Here is a 25,172-nt window from a genome sequence, read left to right as displayed (position 1 = left end):
TCAACATATGTCTGAACTTGCAATTGATCGTCAAATCGATCGCTCGAAGATGCAGGTGAGCGATGAGGTCGCCATCGAAATCAACAATATGAACAAGTGGTACGGATCTTTCCACGTGCTGCGCGACATCAATCTGACCGTCAATCAGGGCGAGCGGATCGTGATCGCGGGGCCTTCCGGTTCCGGAAAGTCCACACTGATCCGTTGCTTGAACGCGCTGGAGGAACACCAGCAGGGCACGATCATGGTGGATGGGACCGAGCTGTCGAATGACCTCAAGAACATCGACAAGATCCGGTCCGAGGTTGGCATGGTGTTCCAGCACTTTAACCTGTTCCCGCATCTGACCATTCTGGAGAACTGCACGCTGGCCCCGATCTGGGTGCGCAAGACGCCCAAGAAAGAGGCCGAAGAGCGCGCGATGCACTTCCTGGAAAAGGTGAAAATCCCCGAGCAGGCGGATAAGTATCCCGGTCAACTTTCAGGTGGTCAGCAGCAGCGTGTGGCGATTGCCCGCTCGCTGTGCATGATGCCGCGTATCATGTTGTTCGATGAACCGACATCGGCGCTGGACCCCGAGATGATCAAAGAGGTGCTCGACACCATGATCGAGCTGGCCGAGGAAGGCATGACCATGCTGTGCGTCACGCACGAGATGGGCTTTGCTCGTCAGGTCGCCAACCGCGTGATCTTTATGGATGCCGGTCAGATCGTGGAACAGAACGAACCGGAAGAGTTCTTCAACAACCCGCAGAGCGAGCGGACCAAGCTGTTCCTCAGCCAGATTCTTGGGCACTGAACCCGGTTACCAATTCAGGAAAAGGCGGGGCTTTGGCCTCGCCTTTTTCTATTCCAGCAACTCGCGTGGAATAACAAACCCCTGCACATCGCCGCTGTGCCACCGGACGTCGGACCAATCCCCGATGTCAAAGCGGATCACAGTCGTTGCACAGGTCGGGTAGTCGTAGAACCGGGCGTGATCCGGCGGGTGCTTAACGATTTGGTTCGCAAAACCGGCAATGCCGGGATTGTGGCCCAGCATCAAAACGGTCTGTTTCGTCGCGTCCGATAATTCAAGCAGCATATCTGCGGGGTCCGCATGGTAAAGCGTTCGGTGAAAGCAAACGCTATCTGCCTTCAGGCCCATCCTTTCCCACGTCTCGCGGGTTCTGGCCGAGCTTGAGCTGAGAACTTCATCCGGCAACCAGTCGTTTTCACGCAGCCACGTCGCAATCGCCGGGGCCGACCTGCGCCCGCGCTTGTTCAGCGGGCGATCATGATCTTCAAGGGCCGGGCTGTCCCAACTGGATTTCGCGTGGCGTGTCAGGATCAGTGTGCGTGTCATGATGGGTGAAAGGCACTCATGTGATGCGCGGATTGTTCGGGATCACGCGCGGCACCCGAGCTGAGAGGACAGGATAGCCGCACAAGACAACCGCCGGTCATGCAGGTTTGCCCTTCAGGAGTGGACAGGTGTCCATGGCAGGTCGACACATCATAAAAGTCCCGACTGTTCAAAGCGCCCACGGGACATGTCTGGGCGCAGGGGGCGGCGCAGGTGGTGCAGGGGGACGAGCCAGGTGGTGCGGGTATGGGAAACTCACTGCTGAAATGCAGCGCGCCCCGGAATGAGATCATCATGCCGACCTCATCGTGCACCAAAGCGCCCACCGGGCTGCTGAACGTGCGTCCCGATTTCAATGCCCAGTCGATAAAGGGCGTATAGGGCGGACCGCCAAATGGAAAATAGGCGGTGGCGGATAAGTCCTGCGCCATTTGCCCCACCACACGCAGCGACCAACGGTCAACCGGGTCATCACCTTGCCATTCAGGCGAGGATTTCAGGGTGGGCCAGAACGCAGCTCCTGCGCCTAACAGGATCAGCGTGCCGCCTTCCAACTGCTTGGCGTCTGTAACGCGAGGGTGCAGCGCGCCCATGATGATCAGGCTAACGTCCTGTGCAGCCTTTTCGATATCAGCATAGCTATGCGCTGCCGGGTCAGAGGAGGGGGGATGGCGTTTGGTCATGTCTCCTCCGCCAAAGGCTCAGTCCGGTCGGATCAGCGATCCGGCACCGTGTTCTGTATAAAGTTCAAGCAAGACGGCATTGGGCGCGCGTCCGTCAAGGATAACCACGGCACGGACCCCGCTGTGCAGCGCGTCCAGAGCCGTCTCGGTCTTGGGTATCATGCCGCCCGCAATGGTGCCGTCCAGCGTCATCTCTCGGATTTGACCCGCCTTCAGTTCGGTCACGACGTCCCCGGCGGCATTCTTAACACCCGAGACATCGGTCAACAGTAGCAGTCGATCGGCCTTTAGCGCGGATGCAATAGCACCAGCGGCAGTATCCCCATTGACGTTGAAGGTTTCCCCGTTCCGGCCCGCACCCAGCGGGGCGATGACAGGAATTACATCATGGGCAAACAGGTCATGCAGGATTTTCGGGTTCATCTCTGCCGGGCTTCCGACAAAACCCAGGGATTCATCGGTCTGATCACAAGTCATCAACTGCGCATCCTTGCCCGACAGGCCCACGGCCGAGCCGCCCTGGCCATTGATCGCCTGCACGATGCGCTTGTTCACGAGGCCGGACAGCACCATCTCAACCACTTCAACGGTTGCTTTGTCGGTGACACGCTTGCCGTTCACGAATTCGGACTGGATATCCAGCTTATCCAGCATCGCGTTGATCATTGGACCGCCGCCGTGCACGATAACCGGGTTCACCCCGACCTGACGCATCAGGACGACATCGCGTGCGAAGCTTTCCATGGCTTCGTCACTGCCCATGGCGTGGCCGCCAAGTTTAATGACGACAATAGCGCCGTCGTAGCGTTGCAGGTATGGCAGTGCGCTGTTCAGCGTTGCGGCGGTGGCGATCCAGTCCCGGTTCATGTCTCTTGTCTTCATGGCTGCAGTCCCTCTGGGAACCCGTGTTAGGGCCTTTGCGCAGTTCTGCCAAGACCGGATCGCGCATAGGGCCGCGCCGGTTGCCCGGATGCGGCTGTCTGTGTGTCAGCTTATCGCGCGTTTCATCGCCGGGATGTTGCTGATCAGCAGCAGATCGACGGCCAGCACAGCCAGCAAGGTCAGGCCCACCAGCGGGAACGCCATCGCGGTGAACAAGCCGATCAGGACGGTCCCTTTCCACAATGGCAGTTCCGCTGGCATTGGCGGTGCAGCCAGACGTCCGGCCCGCTGAGGCCGGCGTTTTATCCACATTACAACGCCTGAGACGCAGACAAAGATGACCGACAGGCAGAACACCAGGTTCAGGACAAAGTTCCACATGCCCATCAGACCCATGTGAAACGGGATCCCAATAGCCATGGATTTTCCCATCAACGAGTAATCCTCATACCGGACATCCGCCAGAATCTTGCCGGTAAATTGATCCACGTGGACAGTGCGGTCGTTCACCGGATCGGTCGAGTCGCTGCTCATGCTGTCGCGGTTCAGGGTCCAGACACCATCCTCGCCGCTGGGATAGGCCACACGGAACCGGCCTGTCATGTCCAAAGCGGTGCCAAGGGCCACAAGCGCGTCGATATCGACCTGTGTGCTTTGTGGGACACCGCCTGTCCCGGCCTCGGACCCAGAGGCGGGCATGGGCGTTTGTTCCAACGCCCATGGGACGTCATTATGGTGGCCGTGGTTCATGCTGGCGTGGATGTCATCGGACAGGGGGACATTGTCCCATTTTTCGGCCGGAAAGCTGCTCCAGGGTTGGACGATCATGCCGCCCCAGACGCCCGCCCAGGAGAGGCCCGAGATCAGGAACACCACCAACAGCCCGGACATCCAGAACCCAATCACAGCGTGCAGCGACCGCCACAACGCGCGGCCGCGTGCGCGCAGATTGGGGACAAAGGCAGACAAGGTGTTTCCACGCGGCCACCACATGTAAAGACCGGTAAAGACCAAAAGCAGGCTCAGCCCCGCTGCGATTTCAATAATGCGGTCTCCGGTCGTACCAATCAGCAGGGTCGAATGGATGTTGTCGGCCAGATCATACCATCCGGCGCGGCGATCCCAGACCTGCAGAACCTCTCCGCCGTAAGGATCGACGGCGACAAGACGCTGACCTTCGTCGGTTTTGATGCGAAACACAGTGGCCAAATTATCGGCTTTTGGGCCGATCCATTCGACGACCGTGCCGGGCACCTCATCAAGCGCGATAAGGGCCTGTTGTGAGGCCGGTAGCGCTTGCCCGTGGACGTCCAAAGCGATTTTTTCGCCGTCGCGACCGTCGAACTGGGTGATGAACATCATCATTAGTCCGGTTACTGCCAGAATGATCAGGAACGGGATGACGAAGATCCCGGCATAAAAGTGCCACCGCCAGGCGGCGAAATAGAATTTTTGCGCAGCAATGTTCTGCGCCCGGGTATCCCCCAGGTTTTGGCTGTCCAGTGCCATTTTTGTTCTCCGGATTCGATTACTGCCCCGCGCAGCGCGCGCACGGGTTAAAAAGTGTTGAGGTGAATCAGGAAAAGAAGGGTGGCCCCCGCGCATCATAGCGGGCGTAGAACCCGGCACTGCGATGGGTGAAATCACGATGGATCCAGCGTGGCTGGATTTTCGCCGTAAAAGGGATAATCTCGCCGACTGACGGCAGGTGTGTATCCGCCGTCAGGCCCGCGAATGGGCACATTGCGCGCGAATCCGTGTCGTCGTGCACAGGATCGCCGGGGTTCAGGTCAACCCATTGTTCGACTGTTCCATCGCCAGTACAGATCACCAGCAGCACTTTCCCATCAGTGCCCATCGCGGGCATCCAGCCCTGCGGGATCGTTCCGGTCAGCACAATTGCCAGCAACGTAAGGATTGGGAAAATGCGGCCGATCCGGATCATTCCAGATGTGCGATGATCGAACGAAGGGTTGGAATACCGTCACCCTTTTCGGACGACGTCAGCACGATTTCCGGATATGCCGCCGGGTGTTTGGACAATGCGCCGCGTACCTGATCCAACACCTTCTGCCGGTCATTGGCCTTGACCTTGTCCGCCTTGGTCATCACGCATTGAAAAGTAACAGCGCTGGAATCCAGCAGCTTCATGATCTCCGCATCGACCGGCTTCACCCCATGGCGCGAGTCAATCAGGACAAAGGCCCGTCGCAAAGTCTGGCGGCCGCTTAGATACTGTTTCAACAGCCGTTGCCATTTTTCAACGACCTTCACCGGGGCGTTGGCGTAGCCATACCCGGGCAGGTCAACCAGATAGAGCTCGGGTCCTTGGGTGAAAAAGTTGATCTCTTGCGTGCGGCCCGGAGTGTTGGACGCGCGTGCCAGACCTTTGGTGCCGGTCAGCGCATTGATCAGGCTGGACTTGCCTACGTTCGAACGTCCGGCAAAGCAGACCTCAAGCCGGTCAGGGGTCGGCAGGCCGTTCATCGCGACCACGCCTTTGACAAACTCGGATTGTCCCGCAAACAATTTGCGGCCGCGTTCCAGCGCAAACTTGTCCGGGTCTTCGACCAGTGGGAAGGGTAGGGTGCTCATAACGCGTGAACCTTATCGCCAACTGAAATTGCGCCACCTCGGACAACCTCGGCGTAAACGCCGAAATCCTGATGGCCCCAACTGTTCAATGTGCCCAGGATATCCGCATCGCGCACGCCGGTTTTCGGATTTGCCGTTGTCGCCAAACATCGTCGGATGCGTTCTTTGACATGGAACACGGCCTCACCGATCTGTACCTCGCGACCCAGCCAGTCGAATTCTTCCCACAAGGGCAGGCCATCGAACCAGATGTTGCCACGCCAGCGCTGGATCGACAGATCGCTGCCAAGTTTTTGCCCGACCGCGCGGTGCGATGCCATATTGCACAGGCTGATCGAAGGGTAATCGCTGTCGGTCATGCCGCGACCCGGCACTCGGATGATCCGGGCTGACGCCGACCGATCCGCAGGCATCAACGGCTGGACCCAGTCCAGAAAGGCCTGCTGTTCCCGGTCCGGATCAAAGGTCAGATCCGGACGATCCGGATGTGTCAGAGTTATCGTGTCGCCGTTTAGCCGGGCCGAGATAGCCATAAGTTGCGGTGCTTTCGCCCCGCGACTGAAATTGGCGCAAGGCACCCATTGAGAGCCGTCCGCTTTCGACGCCTCATGCGCGACCGCCCAAACGCGATCCCCGGGCATGGTCTGCCCGGGGGTCACTGAAACAGTCTGGAGGGCCTCGCGACCATGACTTTTGATCGGATGCCGCCAGATATGGGTTACCTCAGCATTCATTTGTCGTCCGTTTTGGGCGTCCGCTTGAAGCCGGATTTGATGTTGCCGAACACGTCAGGCTTATAACCCTGACTGCGCATGATCAGGTATTGCTGCGTGAACGTGATCGTGTTGTTCGCGATCCAGTAAACGACCAGCCCGCTTGCAAAGCTGCCCAACATGAACATGAACACCCAAGGCATCCAGGCAAAGATCATCGCCTGAGTCGGGTCAGTTGGCGCCGGGTTCAGCTTTTGCTGCAACCACATCGAGATCCCCAATAGCAACGGCAGGATACCGATGAAGATCAGCGCCATGAAGGTTTCGGGCTGCGGACCGGCAAAGGGCAGCAATCCAAACAGGTTCATGATCGAGGTCGGATCAGGTGCGCTGAGGTCCTGGAACGGGCCAAACCAAGGGGCCTGACGTAGTTCGATGGTGACGAAGATCACCTTGTACAGTGAGAAGAAGATCGGGATCTGCAAAAGGATCGGCAAACAGCCCGCAGCCGGGTTTACCTTTTCCTTCTTGTACAGCTCCATCATGCCCTGCTGCATCTTTTGGCGATCGTCGCCTGCGGCTTCTTTCATGGCCTCCATCTGCGGCTGAAGCTCTTTCATCTTCGCCATCGAGACGTAGGATTTGTACGCCAGCGGGAATAGGATCGCCTTGATGATCAGCGTCAGGCCAATGATCGACCAACCCATGTTGCCGATCAGGGCATTGATGTTGTGCAGCAGCCAGAAAATTGGCTTGGTCAGGAAGTAGAACCAGCCCCAGTCGATGCTGTCGACGAACTTCTGTACACCGTCAGCCTGATACTCGCGGATGGTTTCCCATTCTTTGGCACCCGCGAACAGTTGGGTGGTGACTTCTTCAGTTGCGCCGGGCGCGACAGTCAGCGTCGGCAGAACCGTTTCGGTCTGATAAATCTTGCGGCGGGCGTCATATTTAGCCGCACCCTTGAATGCCGATCCCTCTGCAGGGATCAGAGTGGTCATCCAGTAGTGATCGGTAAAGCCGACCCAGCCACCTTCCTTGACCTGAAAGACTTCGGCTTGCGCACGCTCATTCGGGTCAATGTCAAAGTCGCGCACATCGCCATAGTCGATCTCGTCCAGAACGCCGTCAGCCATGACCATAACGCCTTCATGTAGGATGAAGAAGTTTTTCAGATCGGGCAGGTCGCCGTCTTCGCCAATGCCGTGACGGGCCAGGATGCCATATGGGGCCATGCCGACCTCGGCCTGGGTATTGTTCTCAACCGACTGGGTGACGGTGAACATGTAGTCCTGGTCAACCTCAATAGTGCGGCGGAAGGTCAGGCCCTTGCTGTTGTCCCATTTCAGAGTGACCGGGGTATCGACCCCCAGGGTTTCGCCGTCTTCGACGGTCCACAGCGTATTAGGGCCGGGGACGTCAGCGCCGGCGACGCCTGCGCCCGGTGCCCAACCGTACAAGGCATAGTAAGCCGATTCCGAACCAACGGGCGACAGCAGCTCGACAATGGGCGCGCCTTCTTCGATCGAAACTTTGTAATCTTTCAGGAACAGCTCATCGATACGACCGCCGGACAGGGACAGGCTGCCTTTCAGGCGCGGTGTTTCAATCTCGACCCGAGGTGCTTGGGCGTCGGGCTCGATCTCGGTGGCGTCTGCGGTTGCTTCACCAACTGTATTGGTGCCAGCAGCGCTTGGGGTCTGAACCTCTGTACCATCAGTCGCGCTGATCTCGGCAGATTCCGGTGCGGTCGTCGGCTCGGGCGGTGGAAACAGCACGAACCAAACCAGGATCACGAGAAAGCTGAGCGCGGTTGCGAGGATGAGGTTCTTGTTCTGATCGTCCATCGGGGACAGCCACCTTAAGCAGTGAAAGACACCCGCTGGGTTCAACAGAGTGCGGGCCCAAAGGTCAAGCGGAATCGCCCTGTAATTCATCACCGATTGGGGTTCTGTGGCGTTAATTCGCGCCTAAGGACGTGCCTGACGCCCGATTTTTGGCATTCCGTTGAGTTTGTTTTGATGTGCGGCCATCCAGTCCAACGTCTTTTCAAACGGCATGGGCTTGCCAATTCCAAACCCCTGCACGTGGTCGCAGCCCAGTTGCGCCATCAGGGCATGCTCGCCTTGTGTCTCGACCCCCTCGGCCAGTGTTTCGACATTCAGCCGTTCCGCCATGGTCAAAATCGCGCTGACCAACTGTTGCTGGCTTGCGTCCCGATCCGCCTTTGCCACGAAGGACCGATCGATTTTAATGCGTGAAACGTCAAAGCGCTTGATCGACGCAATGGAGGCGTGGCCAGTGCCGAAATCATCGAGGTCAATGCAGCAGCCAAGCTTGGACATGCTTATCACGTTGCGGGTGATTACGTCATCGGGCCGCCTGGAAAACACTGTTTCAAGAATCTCGACGGTCAATCTGTCGGGCGTCAGGTCATTTTGATCCAGCTCCCATTTCAGACGGTCGATCAACGCCGGGTCGCGCAGCTCTTCTGACGAGAAATTCACGCCAATCCGGGGCACAACGACACCGGCAAGGTTCCACTGGCGCATGGCGGCGAAAGCGTGATGGCGCATCACCTGACCCAAGCGTTCCATCAGATCGGCTTGTTCTGCAAAAGGCAGGAAAACCGGCGGTCCCAGCACGCCTTTCTGTGGGTGTTCCCAACGGGCAAGCGCCTCGAACCCGGTAACGTGGCCGGTGTCTGTGGAAATCTGCGGCTGAAACCATGGGCGGATTTCGCCACTATCCAAGGCCGCAATAAATTCATTGCGCAGGTTGGCGCGCACGCGTGCCCGCCGCTGCGTTTCAGATGAAAAGGCGCGGATGGTTGCAGGACCGTTTCTTTGCGCTTCGGCCAAGGCCGCGTTGGCAGCATCGATCCATTCGGCAAAGGTGATGTCGGGCACCGTGGATTGCAGGCAAAACCCGATAGAGCATGACATGTAAACGCTGGTTCCATTCAGTATGATCGGCTCATCAACGGCGGCCTGAATGCGCCCGGACATCTGAATGCAAGCCTCCAGATCCAGATTCTGTGCGGCGCGCAGGCCGATTGCAATCTTGCCTTGGTCCAGACCTGCGGCAATGTCATGTGAGCGGATGACAGAGAGAACGCGGTCGCGGAACTGCTCCGCCATCAGGTTTCCTGCCGCATTGCCGTGCAGATCAAGACACTCAGAAAAGCCGTCCAATTCGACAACCATGCAGGCAGCCTCGTGACCGGTGCGTTGGTTTTCCGCGAACAGCGTTTCCATCTCGGCGGCAAACCTGTCGAGAGACATGAGGCCGTTATCGTCTTTTTCCCGGTTGCTGGCCTTGTGCGCGGTTGAAACCGCGGCAAACACAAGCGGCAGGGCAAGTGCCACGACAACCAATGCCTGCTCTCCACCAATCCAATACGCGGCCAGACTGATCGCAGGCGCGAAGGCTAAGGCGGGCGGGCCGCTTAGCACCATGGCAAGAGAGTCAAAAATTCTGCTGACTGAGATATGTTTCCACATCGGATCTTCGGGCCTCTACCTTGCGTTTGAAACGCTCAGGTCGACCCTAGGAAACCAATCTGAGTCACTCGTTAACGGAGCTGAGGAATTTCGCCCGAATTTTCGTCATTTTCATTTGGACTGAGTGCAAGATTTTGAAAATCAAACAATTTTGGGTCCAAAAGATGCGACGGACGCGCATTTGTCAGAGCCCGGAACATCACTTGACGGCGTCCGGGGCTGTTCTTTTCCCACTGATCCAAAATCTGTTTGACCTGCTGACGTTGCAACCCATCCTGACTGCCGCAGAGGTCGCAGGGGATGATCGGATAGTTCATCGAGGTCGCGAATTTCTCGCAATCGGCCTCTGCCACATGGGCGAGGGGGCGGAAGACGAACAAATCGCCTTCTTCGTTCACCAGCTTGGGCGGCATGGTGGCCAAGCGCCCGCCGTGGAACAGGTTCATGAAGAAAGTCTCGAGGATATCGTCGCGGTGATGGCCCAGTACGACGGCCGAACATCCCTCTTCCCGCGCAATGCGGTACAGGTTGCCTCGGCGCAGGCGCGAACACAGGGCGCAAAAGGTGCGGCCCTGCGGAACCTTGTCCATGACGATGGAATAGGTGTCCTGATATTCGATGCGATGCGTAACACCCATGCGTTCCAAAAACTCGGGCAGAACGGTAGCCGGAAATCCGGGTTGACCCTGATCCAGATTGCAAGCCAGCAAATCAACGGGCAGCAGACCGCGCCATTTCAGTTCGTACAGAATCGCCAGCAGGGTATAGCTGTCCTTGCCTCCCGAAAGGCAGACCAGCCAGCGGGGTGGTTTTCCGTCCTTGTTATGCGCTGCAGCGTCCACCATCCCGTACTGCTCAATGGCCTCACGGGTCTGGCGCACGATGCGTTTGCGCAGCTTTTTGAACTCGGTGGTCGAGGGCGCGCCAGCAAAGAGCGGGTGGATATCGTCAGCTTCGTCAAACATGCGCAGCCCCTACAGCAGTTGAGGCAACCGGGCAAGTGGCCGGGTCAGCCCAGGCGCGCCAGCAAGGCGTCCGTGTCCAACCCGGACACGGATCCGGGGATGCGGCCGCTGTTGCCCAAAAGCCTTGTGGCGATGAACCCGTCTGCAACGGCCGCGGGTGCGCGACGCAATAGCTGAGCTGCTGTCAGCAGCAATGCAGTTCGTTCGGCAAACCAACGGGCTTCACTCTCAGGCGGCAGCCCGGACCACCGATCACGATGCGCCTTGAGTGCGGCATCATAGCCGCGGTCGACACCCGTTGCTATATCCAGTTCGGCCTGCAGGACCTCAGCGGCTAGCGGTTCGCGAGACAGGCTGCGCAAAATGTCGAGACAGATCACATTGCCCGACCCCTCCCAAATACCGTTCAGCGGGGCTTCGCGATACAGCAGGGGCAGGGGCGTGTCTTCGACATAGCCCATGCCACCCAGCACCTCAATCGCCTCTACCACTACGGCCGGGCACCGCTTGTTATTCAGGAACTTGGCCAGGGCGACACCGATACGGGCAAAGGCCTTGTCTTCGGTTGACTGGCCGTCGAAGGCCTGCGCGACGCGCATCCCCAGCGTCAACGCGCCCTCCCAGTCCAACACGAGATCCGCCAGAACAGCGCGCATCAGAGGTTGGTCGATCAACCGGCGCTGAAAAGCGCTGCGATGGGTGACCCAATGATGCGCCTCGATGAGTGCTGCGCGCATCAGGCCTGCCGGGGCCACGGCCGTATCCAGCCGGGTGTGATGGACCATCTCGATAATTGTTCGAACACCCGCGCCTTCGTCCCCCAATTGGTGAGCTAAGGCATCGTGATATTCGATTTCGGACGAGGCGTTGGATCTGTTGCCCAGCTTGTCTTTTAGACGCATCAGATGAATGGCGTTGCGTTCACCGTCCAGCCAGCGGGGGACGAGGAAACAGGTCAGCCCACCGGGCGCTTGTGCCAGCGTCAGAAAACCGTCCGACATGGGGGCGGAGCAGAACCACTTGTGCCCGCGCAGACGCCAGTGCTCTCCGTCCCGGGTGGCGATGGTGGTATTGGCGCGCACGTCCGAGCCGCCCTGTTTTTCGGTCATTGCCATGCCCAGAGTGGCGCTGGATTTTTGTTCGACCGGTTTCGTCGCCGGATCATAGCTGCGCGCCATGAGCTTAGGCCGCCACTCGGAGGCGATCTGTTCATTTGCAGCAAGAGCCGGGATTGCCGCGTAGGTCATGGTCAATGGGCAGCAATGGCCGGGCTCAACCTGGCTGGCCAGGTACATCATCGCGGCGTGGGTCGTGTGGCCGCCGGGCTGACCGTCCCAGGCCAAGGCGGCATAGCCGGCAGATTGGCTGATCTGCATCATCTCATGATAGGCGGGATGAAATCGTACTTCGTCCAGGCGCCTACCGCCCTGATCGAACAATCGAAGTTCGGGGAGGTGCCGATTGGCCTCACGCCCCAGCTCACGGGTTTTCACCCGTCCCAAGGTATCTCCATATGCCGCCAGAGGCGCTTCGCGACCGCCCGAGAAATGCACGGCGTTTCGCAGGACGGGATCTGAAGACCAGAGGTTAGAATCCCCGCGCACAGGCGGCTGATTCAATACGTCATGTGTCGGCAGGGAATGGCGGGCGTCGGATGTCATCTGAACCTCGGGCAGTACGAGTTCAAGTGTTCAGCGCATGTCCGAATGGGTCAAGGCTGACGGAGGGTCATAAGGATCAGCTGTCGTCTTCCTTGTGGTTGGGTACGGGGTCATACCCATCACCGCCCCAGGGATGGCATCGGCCAATCCGCCGTGCCGCCAGCCAGCTTCCCTTGATGGCCCCATGCTTTTCCAGTGCTTCCAGCGCATAGGCCGAGCAGGTGGGCTGGTATCGGCAATTGAAGCCAACCCAAGGGCTGAATACAAGCCGATAGGCCCTGACGGGCATAGCCAGGATATGAGAGAAGAGAGTCATTTCCGCGAGTTGTGTACTTTGCGAAGCGCATAGCGCAGATCGTCCAGAAGTGCCTCATAGGGTCGCGCGGCTGTGGTTTCGGCCCGACCAATCAGGACGTAATCCCACCCGTCATTGCCATTGACGGGCAGAACAGCCCGGGCGGCCTCGCGCAACCTGCGTTTGGCGCGGTTGCGTGCTACGGCATTGCCAACCTTTTTGGAACAGGTAAAGCCAACCCGAATTCCTGCTGCTTCATCCGGGGTACGTTTGCGAGCCTGCACCATCATCGAGGATGTGCCCTGCCTGCGGGCACGCGCTGCCTTAAGGAATTCAGATCGTTTCCTGAGAACGGTCAAAGATTCAGGCGCGCAAACGGACGCCGCCGGGGGCGTTTCCCCGGGCTGGTTCTTACCATCCACGAGGGCCTCCGGCGGCGTCATGTTCAAAACCTGATCGGTGAGCGGTTTACGCGCTCAGCGACTTGCGACCGCGTGCGCGGCGCGAGTTCAGGATTTTGCGGCCGGCCTTAGTGGCCATGCGCGCGCGGAAACCGTGGCGGCGTTTGCGAACCAGGTTCGAAGGCTGATAGGTGCGTTTCATCGCTCCGTCTCCAATCTATGCGGTCGGGTGCAGCGCGGATTCGCCTGCCCGTGGTGTTCGAAGCCCGTCCTCTACTGGGTAGTGGGTGGTAAGTCAAACCCCTAGGTGGGGGTTTTCGCGGCTTTTGCAACAATTCTGTAATCGGGTCGGGCAAAAGGTTTCAAAACAGCGGGATTATCGCCCCAAACCCTCACATTCCCTACCAAAAACATCAAGGCAGCGTGAGCCCCCTGTTGCGAGGGCCGCAAGCAGCGCATGTTGGGGTCAGAATGAAACGTAGTAAACCGGACAGCCTCATGAGCGAAACGACTCAGGCGCCGCGCAACGGATTGGCGCGGCATATTCCATTGCTGGTGATTCTCGCCGTCGCTGCGGTGGGATTCTTCACACTGGGCGACTACCTGACTTTTGAGACCCTGCGCGACAATCGTGAGGCGCTATTGGCCTGGCGTGACGCCAACTACTGGGCGATGGCGGCAGCTTTCGTTGGCATTTACATTGTCATCGTCGCGTTTTCGCTGCCGGGTGCCGCAGTGGCGTCAATGACCGGCGGGTTTCTTTTTGGCTTGTTCGTCGGAACCGTGTTCAACGTGTTTGCGGCAACCATCGGAGCCTCTGCAATCTTTCTGGCGGCGCGCTGGGGGTTGGGCGAATCCTTGACCAAACGGCTTGAGTCCTCGGAAGGGACGATCAAGAAACTGAAAGACGGGTTACGCGAGAATGAGATCTCGGTGCTGTTTCTATTGCGTCTTGTTCCCGTTGTGCCGTTTTTTGTGGCCAACTTGGTGCCTGCACTGGTTGGCGTGAGGTTCCGCAATTTCCTGATCACCACCGCGCTGGGCATTATCCCGGGCGGTATCGTCTACACTTGGATCGGTGTCGGGCTGGGTGGTGTGTTCGATCGGGGCGAAACACCTGATGTATCGCTGTTATGGGAACCATTTGTGATTGGCCCGATCATCGGTTTGTGTGTGCTGGCCACGTTGCCAATTGTCATCAAATCCCTGCGTGGCCGAAAGGACGGCTGAAATCATGCGAGAATTGAAAACCGATATCCTGGTGATTGGCGCCGGGTCCGGGGGGCTGTCAGTCGCTGCGGGCGCCAGCCAGATGGGGGCCGATGTGATCTTGCTGGAAGGTCACAAGATGGGTGGCGATTGCCTCAACTTCGGCTGTGTCCCTTCCAAGGCCCTGATTGCCAGCGGCAAGGCAGCTTACGGCCAGGCACATTCTGCCGCGCTGGGCGTGGTTGACGTGGTACCGCAGGTCGACTACGCCGCCGCCAAGGACCACGTTCACGATGTGATCGCTCAGATCGAGCCGATGGACAGCCAGGAACGGTTTGAAGGTTTTGGCGTGAATGTGATCCGGGAATTCGGCAGCTTCGCCTCTCCGACACAAGTGCAGGCGGGCGACAATCTGATCACTGCACGGCGCGTCGTGATCGCGACGGGCTCGTCACCGTTGGTACCGCCGATTCCGGGATTGGATCAGGTGCCGTTCTTCACCAACGAGACGATCTTTGACCTGCGCGACAGGCCCGAACATCTTTTGATCATCGGTGGCGGACCGATCGGGATGGAGATGGCGCAAGCGCATGTCCGGCTGGGCTGTAAGGTCACGGTTGTCGAAGGCCTGAAGGCGCTAGGCAAGGATGACCCCGAGGCCGCCGCGGTCGTTTTGGACAGCTTGCGCGCCGAAGGGGTGGTTGTCCATGAAGAGGCTATGGTCGCCCAGATTCGCGACAACAAAGGGGCCATAGAAATTGTGACCGAGACGGGTGAGATCTATTCGGGGTCTCATCTGTTGCTGGCGGTTGGGCGTAAGGCCAACACAGACCGTTTGAACCTAAAGGCTGCCGGGATTGAACCAACCCGCAACGGGATCAAGGTCGATGACGCGCTGCGCACGACGAATCGCAGAGTTTACGCCATTGGCGACGTCGCTGGTGGTCTGCAATTCACTCATGTCGCTGGATATCACGCGGGCATCATCATCCGTTCCGCTTTGTTTGCTTTACCGTCAAAGGCAAAAACCGCACATATCCCTTGGGCGACCTACACCGACCCGGAATTGGCGCAGGTGGGCCTAACCGAGGCTCAGGCCCGCAAACACCATGGTGACAAGGTCGAAATCGCGCGCTTTGACTATCACCATAACGACCGGGCAATCTCTGAGCGGAAAACCAAAGGGTTCATTAAGGTCATGGTCGTAAAGGGTCGGCCTGTGGGGGCCACAATCGTCGGGCATCAGGCCGGAGAGCTGATCAACTTGTGGTCGCTTGCGTTGGCCAATAACCTGAAGATGGGTCAGATCGCTGCGATGGTTTCGCCCTATCCGACGATCGGAGAGCTTAACAAACGGGTGGCGGGTGCCTATTTCTCGCCAAGGCTGTTTGAGAATCAGATGGTTAAACGAGTGGTCAGGTTCGTCCAGCGCTGGATGCCCTAACCAGGAAGGGAGAACAGATTGAATTCGCTGTCGGGCCGATTTCTGATCCTGACGACGGTCTTCGTGATGTTGGCCGAGATTTTGATCTTTGTTCCTTCCATCGCGCGCTTTCGCGAAGACTTTCTGCTGAACCGGCTTGAACGCGCGCAGATCGCGTCATTGGCGTTGTTGGCTGACGATATGCTGGCCGAAGACCTCGAGACCGAGCTGCTGGCCAACGCCGGTGTCTATAACGTCGTGTTGCGTCGCGATGAGGTGCGCCAGCTTATGCTGTCTTCGCCGATTCCGGAACAGATCACCAAGACCTACGATCTGCGCGACGCAGGGCCTTGGGTGTTGATCCGCGACGCGCTGGCGCGACTGTTCACGACAGAGAACGAAGTCATCCGCGTTATTGGCGAGCCGGTCAAAGGGGCAGGACTGCTGATTGAAGTCACCATAGACAGCATGCCACTGCGAATGGCGATGACCGATTATGGCCTGCGCATTTTGGGGCTGTCTTTCGTAATTTCCATTATCACCGCGTTCTTTTTGTTCTTGGCCGTGCGCGTTGTTCTGGTGAAACCGATCAAAAGTGTTGTTGGTTATATGCAGCGTTATGCAGGGGCACCCGAAGACGCGAGGGGAATCATCTCCCCCAACTCCAAAGTGACAGAACTGCGCGAGGCTGAAGAAGCGTTGCAGCAGCTGCAGACCGAACTGACTCAGGCCCTGAAGCAACGTGAACGCCTGGCGCAACTGGGCGGCGCGGTGGCCAAGGTGAGCCACGATCTTCGGAACATACTGACTTCGGCACAGCTGTTTACCGACCGGATCGAAACCAGCGATGATCCCTTGGTAAGGCGTATGGCGCCCAAGCTGGTGAATTCGATCACACGGGCGGTGTCACTGTGCGAAAGCACGCTGGCCTTCGGGCGCGCGGAAGAGCCCGCGCCAACCCTGACAATGGTACCCTTGCACGATATCGCGGCTGATGTCGTGGCCAGCGAACAGCTGGCTGTTGCGGATGCCTGCGTCGAGATCGTGAACGACGTGCCCAAAGACCTTGTGGCCCGGGCAGACCCTGAGCAGATTTTCCGTGTCATGATGAATCTTGTGCGCAATGCGCGTCAGGCCCTAGTGGCATCCGGGAAGCCGGGAAACATCACGATCGCCGGCTGCGAGTATAAAGACGATTGGTGTGTTGAGATCAGGGATAACGGACCTGGATTGCCGCCCAAAGCACGCGAGAACCTGTTTACGCCATTTCAGGGCGGGGTGCGTAAGGGAGGCTCTGGGCTGGGGCTTGCCATCTCGCAGGAACTGGTGCGTGGGCACGGCGGGGACCTGATATTGGCCCATAGCGGGCCCGAGGGGACGACCTTTGAAATCAGGCTTCCGCGGGGCGATGGGACTTTTTGAAAACTTTTTGAAGAATCGACTTGCGTGTCCCGAACACCGGGTCTAAATACCGCCTCACCAACGCGGACCGATAGCTCAGCTGGATAGAGTACTTGACTACGAATCAAGGGGTCGGGGGTTCGAATCCTCCTCGGTCCGCCACTTTTACTGCATAAAAAAGTGGCGGCGCTTGGAAATTCTTTAAAAAACAATGGCTTACACCCTGGATTGACCGCCTATTTTTCGAGCAATCCCGCAACATTGAAAATCCCGCAACAATTCCCGCAACACTACGAATTTTCGGACGCAAAGTAGCGTTTGGGTATTCCTCGTTAGCCGTTGCGTTTTGCCGCACAAAACTTCTATCGACGTGAGACATTTTTCACGTAATCCTAGTTGAAGATTTGAACCTCCATTAACGCGTAAGAAGAATGCTTAGCCCATCCGAAAAACTGAAACTGAAGAAATCTATTGCAGCAGAACTTGAAGATAAGGAGTGGGCAGAAATTGACCTCACTCTTGAGGAATTTGGAGGCAACACTCAGAACACGTGGAGTGGTGACAGGTATTCGTATGTTCTAAGCATGCTCAAAGGCGTCGCCGATGAGCTACTTGTTCAATTGTCACAGCACTTCGGGTTTTCTGGACCTAACAACGACATCGCCGGAAACGCAGCGTCGAATGATCAAGAATGCTTGTATATTTTTATCTCACACTTAGCGAAACATAAGGTCTTTGCGTCGGAGCTGCAGTCCGAGATGGCAAAGCTTGGTGCGAATTGCTTCGTAGCCCACGAAGACATCGAACCAGACGCAGAATGGCAGGCAGAGATTGAACGCGCTTTGCGGGAATGTGATGCGTTAATTGCCCTTCTTCACGATGGTTTCAGCGAAAGCACTTGGACTGATCAAGAGGTCGGATTTGCTCTCGGGCGAGGCGCGCCGGTGTTTTCTGTTAGGCTTGATGTAGCTCCATACGGATTGTTCGGTAAAAAACAGGCGTTCAATGGCAAGGGAAAAAGCGTTTCAGAGATCGCAGGAGAGCTTTGGGAAGCCTACAAAAAACATCCCAAGACCACAGTAAAGGCGTCGGATACGGTTGTCGCTAAGTTTTGCAAGAGTGGTTCGTTTGCCGAAGCCAAGGCGAACTGCGAGCAAGTCGAGACCCTGGTCACTTGGACACCTTCATACACATCTCAGTTGAGGGAGGCAGTGGGCGCAAATGAGCAGATTAAGTATTCCTGGGGTGTGCCAGATCGGATTGATCGCTTGCTTAAGCAGCGAGACTCTTCATCGGTTGGAACCGCATCGCCTGTCAATGAGGATGTAGATTCAGAAATCCCATTCTAAGTCGCACAGCAAATGGAATCATCTATCGTCGAGCCGGTTAAGTTCGAGGGTTGAGATAAATCCCGCAACAAATCCCGCAACATTTTTTCCGCAGAATGATTGTAAGATATTGAAAAATATAGCTTCTATAAAACGGCTGTCTCTTCCTCGGTCCGCCACTGGTTTACTTGTAAGGCGACACATAGTTCTGCCACCAGCGACAGAACCTTGCCATTTTCGCCTCACTTCCTTCATCCAGCACCTAAACTGATTTCATTGATCCTGACTTCCTTTTGGGAAAATCAGGGCTGAATTGCAGATCAGACGCCGAAGGCGCCTGTTCCTGCTGATCTGCCACGTGGCGAACGCGGATGGGGGCGAGGCAATGCTATTCGACGATAGTGGTGCGGCCCGCAGGCGTAGCCGAGGACACGGTGTTGTCTAATAGGGTTGCCCGAGGGGGAAGGCAGCGTCTTACCCCTAATGGCTAGGGGTGTTTAGCTTGTCCAAATCCCGCTGGCCCCAAAACAAGTACGACGGAGCAGGCCGCGCCTTTACTATTTTCGCCAGAACGCGTTGTTATTCTAGTAAATCGGCGGATAACGTAGTTCGCTGCGGTGCAAGCAGTACTTTGAGTGAGGCTAAGAGCCGACATCTCAAAATGTGTGTGACTCACGTACATTTAGTACAAAAGGACCGCGAACTTCGGCCTCTAAAGTCAAATTGGTGATCCGGTTCTATACTTTACTGGGCTATTGATTTTGTTGTGTTCGGTCATAAAGCTCTCGAACAAAAGGTGAGTGTGAGCCTTTTCTGAAGACAACGTGTAGCTCTTCTTCAGCTCGAGTTACAGCAACATAGAACTCGCGTCTTTCGGCACTTAGCTTTTGGGGATCGTTCCGGCTGTACAAGTTTGGAATGATGTCATTGTTCATGCCAAGTAAGACTACTGCCCGGAACTCTCGGCCCTTTGAGCTGTGAAATGTACTTAGGTTGATTGCGCCAGAACCGGACGTGTCGCCGCAAAAATGAGACATCTTTAGGTCTACGCCATTTTGGGCAATATCTGTTCTTTTGATCATCTCATCTAGATTTTCCCACTGCTCGGAAATTGTACGTTTCCTTGCAATCCATGGTGAGAAAATTTCACACTTGAACTTGAGCAACCACGCATGTGTTGATGCCCCTCCGTCCATTGGCGTAAGGAAGTTGATGAGCTCGTGCTCAAGTTGCCGTTTTTCATGTTCTGAAGCGTCCGCGCCAAAAACCAGAGAATTTGCATCGTGGCAAAGCCGCTGAAATCTTGGATCCGCTGTTTTCCATCCGCCCACAACCCATTGAGCACATCGTTCGACGAACCTTGAGATTGGAGAATTCCTTTTTATCAGGGCTTTATTATCCGCTCGCAAAACAGGGACGCCTTGAGCTTCAGACAACGAAACAAGCTTGTCGCTATGCTTGGCCCAGCGGTAAAGCACACCGATTTCGCCTAGCTCGTAACCCCTCGATTGTAGATCAGGAAGGATGGTATCCAACAAATACTGCGCCTGAGCATATTCGTCTCCATCGACTTGATGAAACTTGATAGAACCTTTGCCTGCACCGTCTGGCCCAACATACCCGCGCTCTGCACCCAATGCCGCCATGGAGGCATCGATGATGTCTGTACCGCACCTGTAATTAAATCGAAGGCGAATGGTCTGAACATCGGCTCGAGCTGACAGGCCTTCTAGCAGCGAAGGTTCCGCCCCTGCGAAGCCATAAATTGATTGATCGATGTCGCCGACGGCAAAGAGCCTAATGCCACTTTCAAAGCAAAGTTTTAGAACCAGCTCATGCAGAGCATGGCCTAGGTCTTGGTACTCATCGACGAACAACACTGGAAATTTCGCCTTGAGCGCCTCAGAAATCCAAGGAAACCTCGAAACCATGGCGTAAGCAAGCAACGGCATACCGTCAAAGTCGATTTGATTGCGAACTTTCAAAATGCCTTCGTATGCTTCGACGAAGTCGGCAAGTTCGGGGTTGTTCCCTCGCCATGACACGTTCGACCTATCGACTATAGATTTTCTCTTCTCCTCAGCAAATTTCCAACGTTTTTGAGGATCGCCGAAACCACCAATTGATGCATAGGCCTCAGAAATGACGCTTTTCCTATCCGGTTCCGAGATCACAGTTACATCAGACCGCCAATCCGGAAGAACACATCGCGCAAAAGGTAAAATTATCTGAGTTAGAGCAAAACCGTGTACAGTTCCGATAAATGCCCTGTTCCCTCGCTCCAAACCAAGCACCGCCAAGCGTTTTTCGAGTTCAAATGCACATTCGTTGTTGTATGTAATGCAGGCAACTCCGCGGGGTTCTGATACGTCCTCCAACAGTGTTCTTAACATTGCTGTGGTCAGCGTTTTCGTCTTGCCACTTCCTGGTCCAGCAAGAACCACACAATGATCTGTAGCGTTTGCCGCCAACAATTGCTCAGGGTTTTGAGACAGCGACCCGATTGCACCCTTAAGAGCCCTAACGCTGGACATCAAACTTTCGCAACCACGTTTTCTATAGCTTGTTTAATGTAGTCTGGTGGTTCTATCCCTCCAATTCTCTTAGCCAGTTCACGGGAAAACCGCCCTTTTCCGACATATCCGATCATCAACATCAGCTTTTCTGGGACAATCTCAGAATGGTTTGCTTGATACTTTGCAATTCTATTTTTCAAAGTCTGGCCAAAAGAGGTTTGCTCTGACAGGATTGATAGAAGAACACTTGCGAGATCTGGGTCTTGCGCAAGTTCAGTTTCCAACGTCGTAGTGTTCAAATAAATGCCATGGTTCCGTGCGCTGCCGCGAAGGAAATCCTCTTGAGCGTCGAGGCGTGCAATTTGTTCCGGAGTCGCATCGACCTTGCCACCAAATGCACGATTGGTCAGCAGAAGTTTTTTTGCCCGCGCCCATCCGAGAGCGTTGCCTCCGACGGATGGGTCCCAATCAGTTATGACGCTAAATGGAATGTCTAGCATTGTAGCAAGCTTGACGTATGGCTCAAAGTCTACGCCATCTACGCTACAAACAGTAATACCTAGAGCATCTAAATCATGACCCAAAGTCGCAGAAAATGCGGGCAGCAACGCTTCTTCCGAAGGCCCTTCTACAAAGATGATGCCACTCGAAAAGAAGACTTCGGCTCGGGTCGTAGTGAGATAGCCCTGAAGGTCATCTCTCTCGTGTTCTGCCAGCACTAGTTTTGCCAAAGAATGCGCAACAGTTCCTTTGTCGCCTTGGCTTCGAAGCAAGACAATTTGATTGAAAGGCGTGACACTAGCGATGTTTGGCGAGTGCGTGGTGACGATAAGGCTTTGAGGTGTTTCCAGACTCTCCTGAAATAGGGTGCTAAACACTTTGCGCTGTAGCTGAGGATGCAAGTGCGCTTCAGGTTCTTCTATTGCGATGATCGTAAAATCTTGTTCGTTTTGCGCTCGCTTCCATTCATACTCTGCCAACTGAAGTGTCAGTAGCGCTAGATTAGCCGATCCAAGACTCGCGTCTCCGATGTCACGCGAGCCACCATCTATAAACAATTTCAGAATGTTAGCTAACCTAGACGGATCGGTAGACAAAATTCCGAATTTCGCATCAATGTCATTGCGTGGACCACCAATCGCAAGCAGTTTGTCGCGCAATGTAGCCTCAAGAGAAGTAATCTCGGTTAGCTTGAGTAGAGCCTCCCCAGCACCTTCAATCGCGCTTGACACGCTCACCAATTCACTGTCGGGAACCCTTGAAAATGCATCTTCAACTAACGGTCTGAGTGGGGACTTCCTCCAATTTGCAAGATCTGACTCGGCGTCCCGAAGTGCATGCAATACATCAAGAACTATTCTCTTTCTTGTCTTTGAAGGTACCGATCTGGTTTCGTCACCGCCTCCAAAAATAATGTAATCAAAGTCCGCTTCGCTCGAGGGCTCGCCCTCGCAGTCAGGGCGGAACCGATAACTAATTCGTGCAACCGTATGGTCGCCAGCCACCCGAAAATCTGCAAGCAACGCATGAGTTGCAGGGTTTGCTTCAAACCCTACAAAATCGACGTCGATTTCGATAGAACTTCCGCCTTCGGCAAACGGATCTTCAATGCCATCCCAAAAGTCCGAAATTTTGAGACCACGTGATCGATCAGGGAGAGACGTGTCCAGAACGAGTCTCAAAGCATGTATGAAGTTGCTTTTGCCGGAGCGATTTTCTCCAATTAAGACCGAGTTTTTTGACATCGGAACGTCAATGCTCTTGAAATTACGGAAATTACGAATTTGAACTCTCGAAATGTGCATGGGCAATCCACAAAATTTGTTTGTAGAACCAGTCGGCTCTCAATCTTAACGTGTATTGAAAGTCTCGTTCCTGTGCCACAGCTAAGTGGCGTGCCTTACTTAGCTTTTGTACGCTGTGCACTAATGCCGCATCGGTGTAGTGTACTATCATCATTCATGTGTTTGGGCCGTGCTGGATCAAAAGAGCTGGCCGCCTGTGCCCGCCGTAAATGTCCCAATCAGATCGACGTCGGAACGGCTGCCGCCTCCGCCCAACGCAAGTTTGTAGCCTTGGCGGCCCAGGTCAAAAATCTCTTGAAGTACTTCGTCTGCTGATCTCACCACATGTCCCGCACCAGAGCCGATTAGGTGGATGTTCTCAAAGAGATCGTCGCAAGCCATCCCGTCGGCGAATTGCGCAATCTCCATCGGTATGCTTCCAATTTCCGAAAGGAAACCGGGTGAGGGCATGCTGATGCGAACTCTTGCCTTGCCCATGATCAGACCCTTTGATGAGTTGATCGAAACGAAGGCGCGAAGGTCGTCGTGTGGAGAACGCACGACTAGTCTTTCGATACTCAAGTGGGGTAGATCGTCGTCGTTCAAACCGTTGTGTTTCAGGGCGCATGTCAGCTTGCCGTTAGCGTTTGCGACGAAATCGAACTCGCTGTCGAAAATGCTCTTGGCTTCATCCTTGATGAAGCCGCTGAGCATAAAAGGTTCGCTCGGCTCGAGGAGCCCTTCGTATTTCATTTGCTGGAAAACGCGGGCATGGAACACCAGCTCCACCAAGTAACGCGTTAACGTCATCGCGTTGATATCGCGCACTTCTTGAAACCCGAAAATACGAAACAACGGTAGGTTTGCCTGATTGCAAATCGAATTCTTCTTCTTGTCGTTGGGCGTGCTGTGTCCTGGTCCATCAAATTCAATAGCGACGACTGCGTGTTGGTTCTCGTCGATCAGAACGAAATCGAAATGGGACTGCAGTGCGTATGTGCCTAGCTCGCGTCGATCTAGCATGTCGACATTTACGATGTCTGCGACCCGGACCTTTTCATGCAGTTCAGCTCCGTGACGCCCTATAACCGCGCGGATTTGCTGTTGAATGCGATCTTCACTGAAGTTTCTGAATTTGCGTAACATTAGTCATCTCTAGCACGAGAGGAGCATTAGCGGATATTCCAGTTATCATCGGACCGGTAGCATTGCCCGTGAACTGTTCGCTTCCGAAGGGATTATTCGGGCGCAGCGAATGTCTGGATCGACGGGCTGCGCCGCAGCATTTTGACGGGATTGTGGAGGTCGGCTAAGGGCCGCGCCGTGACTTATCTAGGTTTGCTAGAATGCCCCTGAGGCGCATACGAAAAACCTAAGGCGGCCGTGATGATTTTGAGAGTTTTCTCGGTCGACCTTTGTAACCCACGATCAGCTTTTCATCCTCGAGCAGACGTAGCGCCGTTTCCCAGCGGATTTTGAGTTTTCGCGCTACCCTGTTGATTACTTGGGTCTCTGTCCAAATACGGCGCAGCTTATGTTTTGGCACTTTGGGCCTGCGAACCCCGCGCTGCACCTCAAAGCCGCGTTCCCTAAAGAGTTTGGACAGCGTTGCAGGCTTCATTCCGTTTGCGTTGGCGATATCTGAACAGGTCTTTCCCCTTTCATGCTGCCTATAGAGGCGTTGAACATAGTCGACGCCAAGCAAGTCTAGGAGCCGACGCACAACCATAGGGCTAATTCCGAGCCGCTCAGCAAATTCCCTATGGGTTTTGCTAAGTTTGAGTAGAGCGAGGAGTTTGCGGCGCAGGTATGGCTGCCACGCATTTGGCGTCTCTCGCAGGAAAATAGTCGGAACTCTGCCGCATTTTATTTCGACTACTGTGTTCAAGCCTTATCCAGTTTCTTCAAGGTCATAGATCTTTGTTTGCATCCGTTGGCGCAAAGCCCTCGGCGTTACAGCAGCTTAACTGATGACGGCCTGACATTGCATTGAATTTTTGAGGCGCAAATGTGTAAATATCAGAAATTAAACAATAAAAATGACACCTGTAAAGTCATTTGTTAGGTTTCGTTAACTGGAATCAGTCGGAACATTTCACATGACAGGGAATTTGATTGTCGATCTCGCCAAGCATGAGCAGATCAAGTGTGACCTTCGGCTTAAAGGCAGTTCATTGGCCAAGCTGAGCCGTGACATCGGTCGTTCCATTAGCTCAGTGTCTACTGTGTCACAAGGATACAGGCGCTCCGCCTATGTTCAGAAAGCCATAGCAGAGAAGCTTGGGACAACGTCCGAGGCTCTGTGGCCGGTACGTTATGAATAACGGAGGTGCCTGCAGATGAATTAGCAACAGCAATAATAGGAAGAAAGGGTAAGGCCCCGAGGGCGGCAACCCACGAGGCCTTTGAAATCAGTATCGATACGCAACCGATACACCTTCTTCCCCCGCCATGATCGCAAAGTCAAC

At 55.5% G+C, this 25,172-nt stretch carries 23 protein-coding genes and 1 tRNA gene; 7 read left to right on the top strand and 17 right to left on the bottom strand.

Features of this window, described 5'->3' with window-relative positions; genetic code table 11:
• Window positions 1-7: 7 nt before the first annotated feature.
• Window positions 8-799: an amino acid ABC transporter ATP-binding protein gene (locus AC2FGC_RS07535; protein ID WP_058272392.1), complete on the top strand. Its 792-nt coding sequence runs from the start codon at window positions 8-10 to the stop codon at window positions 797-799.
• Window positions 800-847: 48 nt separating this feature from the next.
• On the opposite strand, the gene AC2FGC_RS07530 is transcribed toward AC2FGC_RS07535, so the two are convergent.
• From AC2FGC_RS07530 to rpmH, 14 genes are all read right to left on the bottom strand, one after another.
• Window positions 848-1,345 (bottom strand): SixA phosphatase family protein, encoded by a 498-nt coding sequence (locus tag AC2FGC_RS07530; protein WP_496725278.1) that lies wholly within the window; start codon window positions 1,343-1,345, stop codon window positions 848-850.
• Window positions 1,342-2,028 carry a ferredoxin gene (locus AC2FGC_RS07525; protein ID WP_496725280.1) on the bottom strand — a complete coding sequence of 229 codons (687 nt, stop codon included), beginning with the start codon at window positions 2,026-2,028 and terminating at the stop codon, window positions 1,342-1,344. Before AC2FGC_RS07525 ends, AC2FGC_RS07530 begins: the two co-directional genes overlap by 4 nt.
• Before the next feature lie 18 nt (window positions 2,029-2,046).
• The gene (gene argB, locus AC2FGC_RS07520) at window positions 2,047-2,910 is read right to left on the bottom strand and encodes an acetylglutamate kinase (RefSeq protein WP_496725282.1); all 864 of its coding nucleotides are present in this window, start codon (window positions 2,908-2,910) and stop codon (window positions 2,047-2,049) included.
• Between the two features lie 105 nt (window positions 2,911-3,015).
• Window positions 3,016-4,419, bottom strand: a complete 1,404-nt coding sequence (locus tag AC2FGC_RS07515) for a PepSY-associated TM helix domain-containing protein (RefSeq protein ID WP_496725284.1) — start codon at window positions 4,417-4,419, stop codon at window positions 3,016-3,018.
• Between the two features lie 67 nt (window positions 4,420-4,486).
• Window positions 4,487-4,855: a DUF2946 domain-containing protein gene (locus AC2FGC_RS07510; RefSeq protein ID WP_496725285.1), complete on the bottom strand. Its 369-nt coding sequence runs from the start codon at window positions 4,853-4,855 to the stop codon at window positions 4,487-4,489.
• Window positions 4,852-5,505: a ribosome biogenesis GTP-binding protein YihA/YsxC gene (gene yihA, locus AC2FGC_RS07505; protein ID WP_058276193.1), complete on the bottom strand. Its 654-nt coding sequence runs from the start codon at window positions 5,503-5,505 to the stop codon at window positions 4,852-4,854. Before yihA ends, AC2FGC_RS07510 begins: the two co-directional genes overlap by 4 nt.
• Window positions 5,502-6,239, bottom strand: coding sequence for an MOSC domain-containing protein (locus AC2FGC_RS07500; protein ID WP_496725288.1), 738 nt, complete (start codon window positions 6,237-6,239; stop codon window positions 5,502-5,504). The genes yihA and AC2FGC_RS07500 overlap by 4 nt, the downstream gene beginning before the upstream one ends.
• Complete coding sequence (gene yidC, locus AC2FGC_RS07495) at window positions 6,236-8,065, bottom strand: membrane protein insertase YidC (RefSeq protein ID WP_496781864.1); 1,830 nt, start codon at window positions 8,063-8,065, stop codon at window positions 6,236-6,238. Before yidC ends, AC2FGC_RS07500 begins: the two co-directional genes overlap by 4 nt.
• 123 nt (window positions 8,066-8,188) lie before the next feature.
• A complete protein-coding gene (locus AC2FGC_RS07490) occupies window positions 8,189-9,721 on the bottom strand; it encodes a putative bifunctional diguanylate cyclase/phosphodiesterase (RefSeq protein WP_496781862.1) in 1,533 nt (510 codons plus the stop codon).
• 71 nt (window positions 9,722-9,792) lie between these two features.
• On the bottom strand, window positions 9,793-10,686 hold the full coding sequence (ttcA, locus tag AC2FGC_RS07485; RefSeq protein ID WP_496770130.1) for a tRNA 2-thiocytidine(32) synthetase TtcA: 894 nt from the start codon (window positions 10,684-10,686) through the stop codon (window positions 9,793-9,795).
• 44 nt (window positions 10,687-10,730) lie between these two features.
• Window positions 10,731-12,347, bottom strand: a complete 1,617-nt coding sequence (locus AC2FGC_RS07480) for an acyl-CoA dehydrogenase family protein (protein WP_496725296.1) — start codon at window positions 12,345-12,347, stop codon at window positions 10,731-10,733.
• 76 nt (window positions 12,348-12,423) lie between these two features.
• Window positions 12,424-12,663, bottom strand: coding sequence for a membrane protein insertion efficiency factor YidD (gene yidD / locus AC2FGC_RS07475; RefSeq protein WP_058272404.1), 240 nt, complete (start codon window positions 12,661-12,663; stop codon window positions 12,424-12,426).
• Entirely contained in the window at window positions 12,660-13,085 is a 426-nt protein-coding gene (gene rnpA / locus AC2FGC_RS07470) for a ribonuclease P protein component (protein WP_496725298.1), read from the bottom strand. The genes yidD and rnpA overlap by 4 nt, the downstream gene beginning before the upstream one ends.
• Before the next feature lie 25 nt (window positions 13,086-13,110).
• Window positions 13,111-13,245 carry a 50S ribosomal protein L34 gene (gene rpmH, locus AC2FGC_RS07465; protein ID WP_005632162.1) on the bottom strand — a complete coding sequence of 45 codons (135 nt, stop codon included), beginning with the start codon at window positions 13,243-13,245 and terminating at the stop codon, window positions 13,111-13,113.
• Window positions 13,246-13,541: 296 nt separating this feature from the next.
• On the opposite strand from rpmH, the gene AC2FGC_RS07460 reads away from it, so the two are divergent.
• From AC2FGC_RS07460 to AC2FGC_RS07440, 5 genes are all read left to right on the top strand, one after another.
• On the top strand, window positions 13,542-14,273 hold the full coding sequence (locus AC2FGC_RS07460) for a TVP38/TMEM64 family protein (protein WP_496781858.1): 732 nt from the start codon (window positions 13,542-13,544) through the stop codon (window positions 14,271-14,273).
• 4 nt (window positions 14,274-14,277) lie between these two features.
• Window positions 14,278-15,696, top strand: a complete 1,419-nt coding sequence (locus tag AC2FGC_RS07455; RefSeq protein ID WP_496781856.1) for a dihydrolipoyl dehydrogenase family protein — start codon at window positions 14,278-14,280, stop codon at window positions 15,694-15,696.
• Window positions 15,697-15,714: 18 nt separating this feature from the next.
• Window positions 15,715-17,097: an ATP-binding protein gene (locus AC2FGC_RS07450; protein WP_496725304.1), complete on the top strand. Its 1,383-nt coding sequence runs from the start codon at window positions 15,715-15,717 to the stop codon at window positions 17,095-17,097.
• Between the two features lie 64 nt (window positions 17,098-17,161).
• Window positions 17,162-17,238 (top strand) — tRNA-Arg (locus AC2FGC_RS07445).
• 269 nt (window positions 17,239-17,507) lie between these two features.
• Window positions 17,508-18,425: a toll/interleukin-1 receptor domain-containing protein gene (locus AC2FGC_RS07440; protein ID WP_496781854.1), complete on the top strand. Its 918-nt coding sequence runs from the start codon at window positions 17,508-17,510 to the stop codon at window positions 18,423-18,425.
• 731 nt (window positions 18,426-19,156) lie between these two features.
• On the opposite strand, the gene AC2FGC_RS07435 is transcribed toward AC2FGC_RS07440, so the two are convergent.
• The 3 genes from AC2FGC_RS07435 to AC2FGC_RS07425 form a co-directional block, all read right to left on the bottom strand.
• Complete coding sequence (locus AC2FGC_RS07435; RefSeq protein ID WP_496781851.1) at window positions 19,157-20,938, bottom strand: ATP-dependent helicase; 1,782 nt, start codon at window positions 20,936-20,938, stop codon at window positions 19,157-19,159.
• Complete coding sequence (locus AC2FGC_RS07430) at window positions 20,938-22,725, bottom strand: ATP-dependent nuclease (protein ID WP_496781847.1); 1,788 nt, start codon at window positions 22,723-22,725, stop codon at window positions 20,938-20,940. Before AC2FGC_RS07430 ends, AC2FGC_RS07435 begins: the two co-directional genes overlap by 1 nt.
• A gap of 177 nt (window positions 22,726-22,902) precedes the next feature.
• Window positions 22,903-23,850: a DUF2726 domain-containing protein gene (locus AC2FGC_RS07425; protein ID WP_496781846.1), complete on the bottom strand. Its 948-nt coding sequence runs from the start codon at window positions 23,848-23,850 to the stop codon at window positions 22,903-22,905.
• Between the two features lie 953 nt (window positions 23,851-24,803).
• Between AC2FGC_RS07425 and AC2FGC_RS07420 the strand changes: the two genes are divergently transcribed.
• Complete coding sequence (locus AC2FGC_RS07420) at window positions 24,804-25,028, top strand: helix-turn-helix domain-containing protein (protein ID WP_496781844.1); 225 nt, start codon at window positions 24,804-24,806, stop codon at window positions 25,026-25,028.
• The last annotated feature ends 144 nt before the right edge of the window (window positions 25,029-25,172 follow it).

The organism is Ruegeria sp. CDSC054 (assembly GCF_059610645.1).
This window is presented reverse-complemented; position numbering and strand designations above follow the sequence as displayed.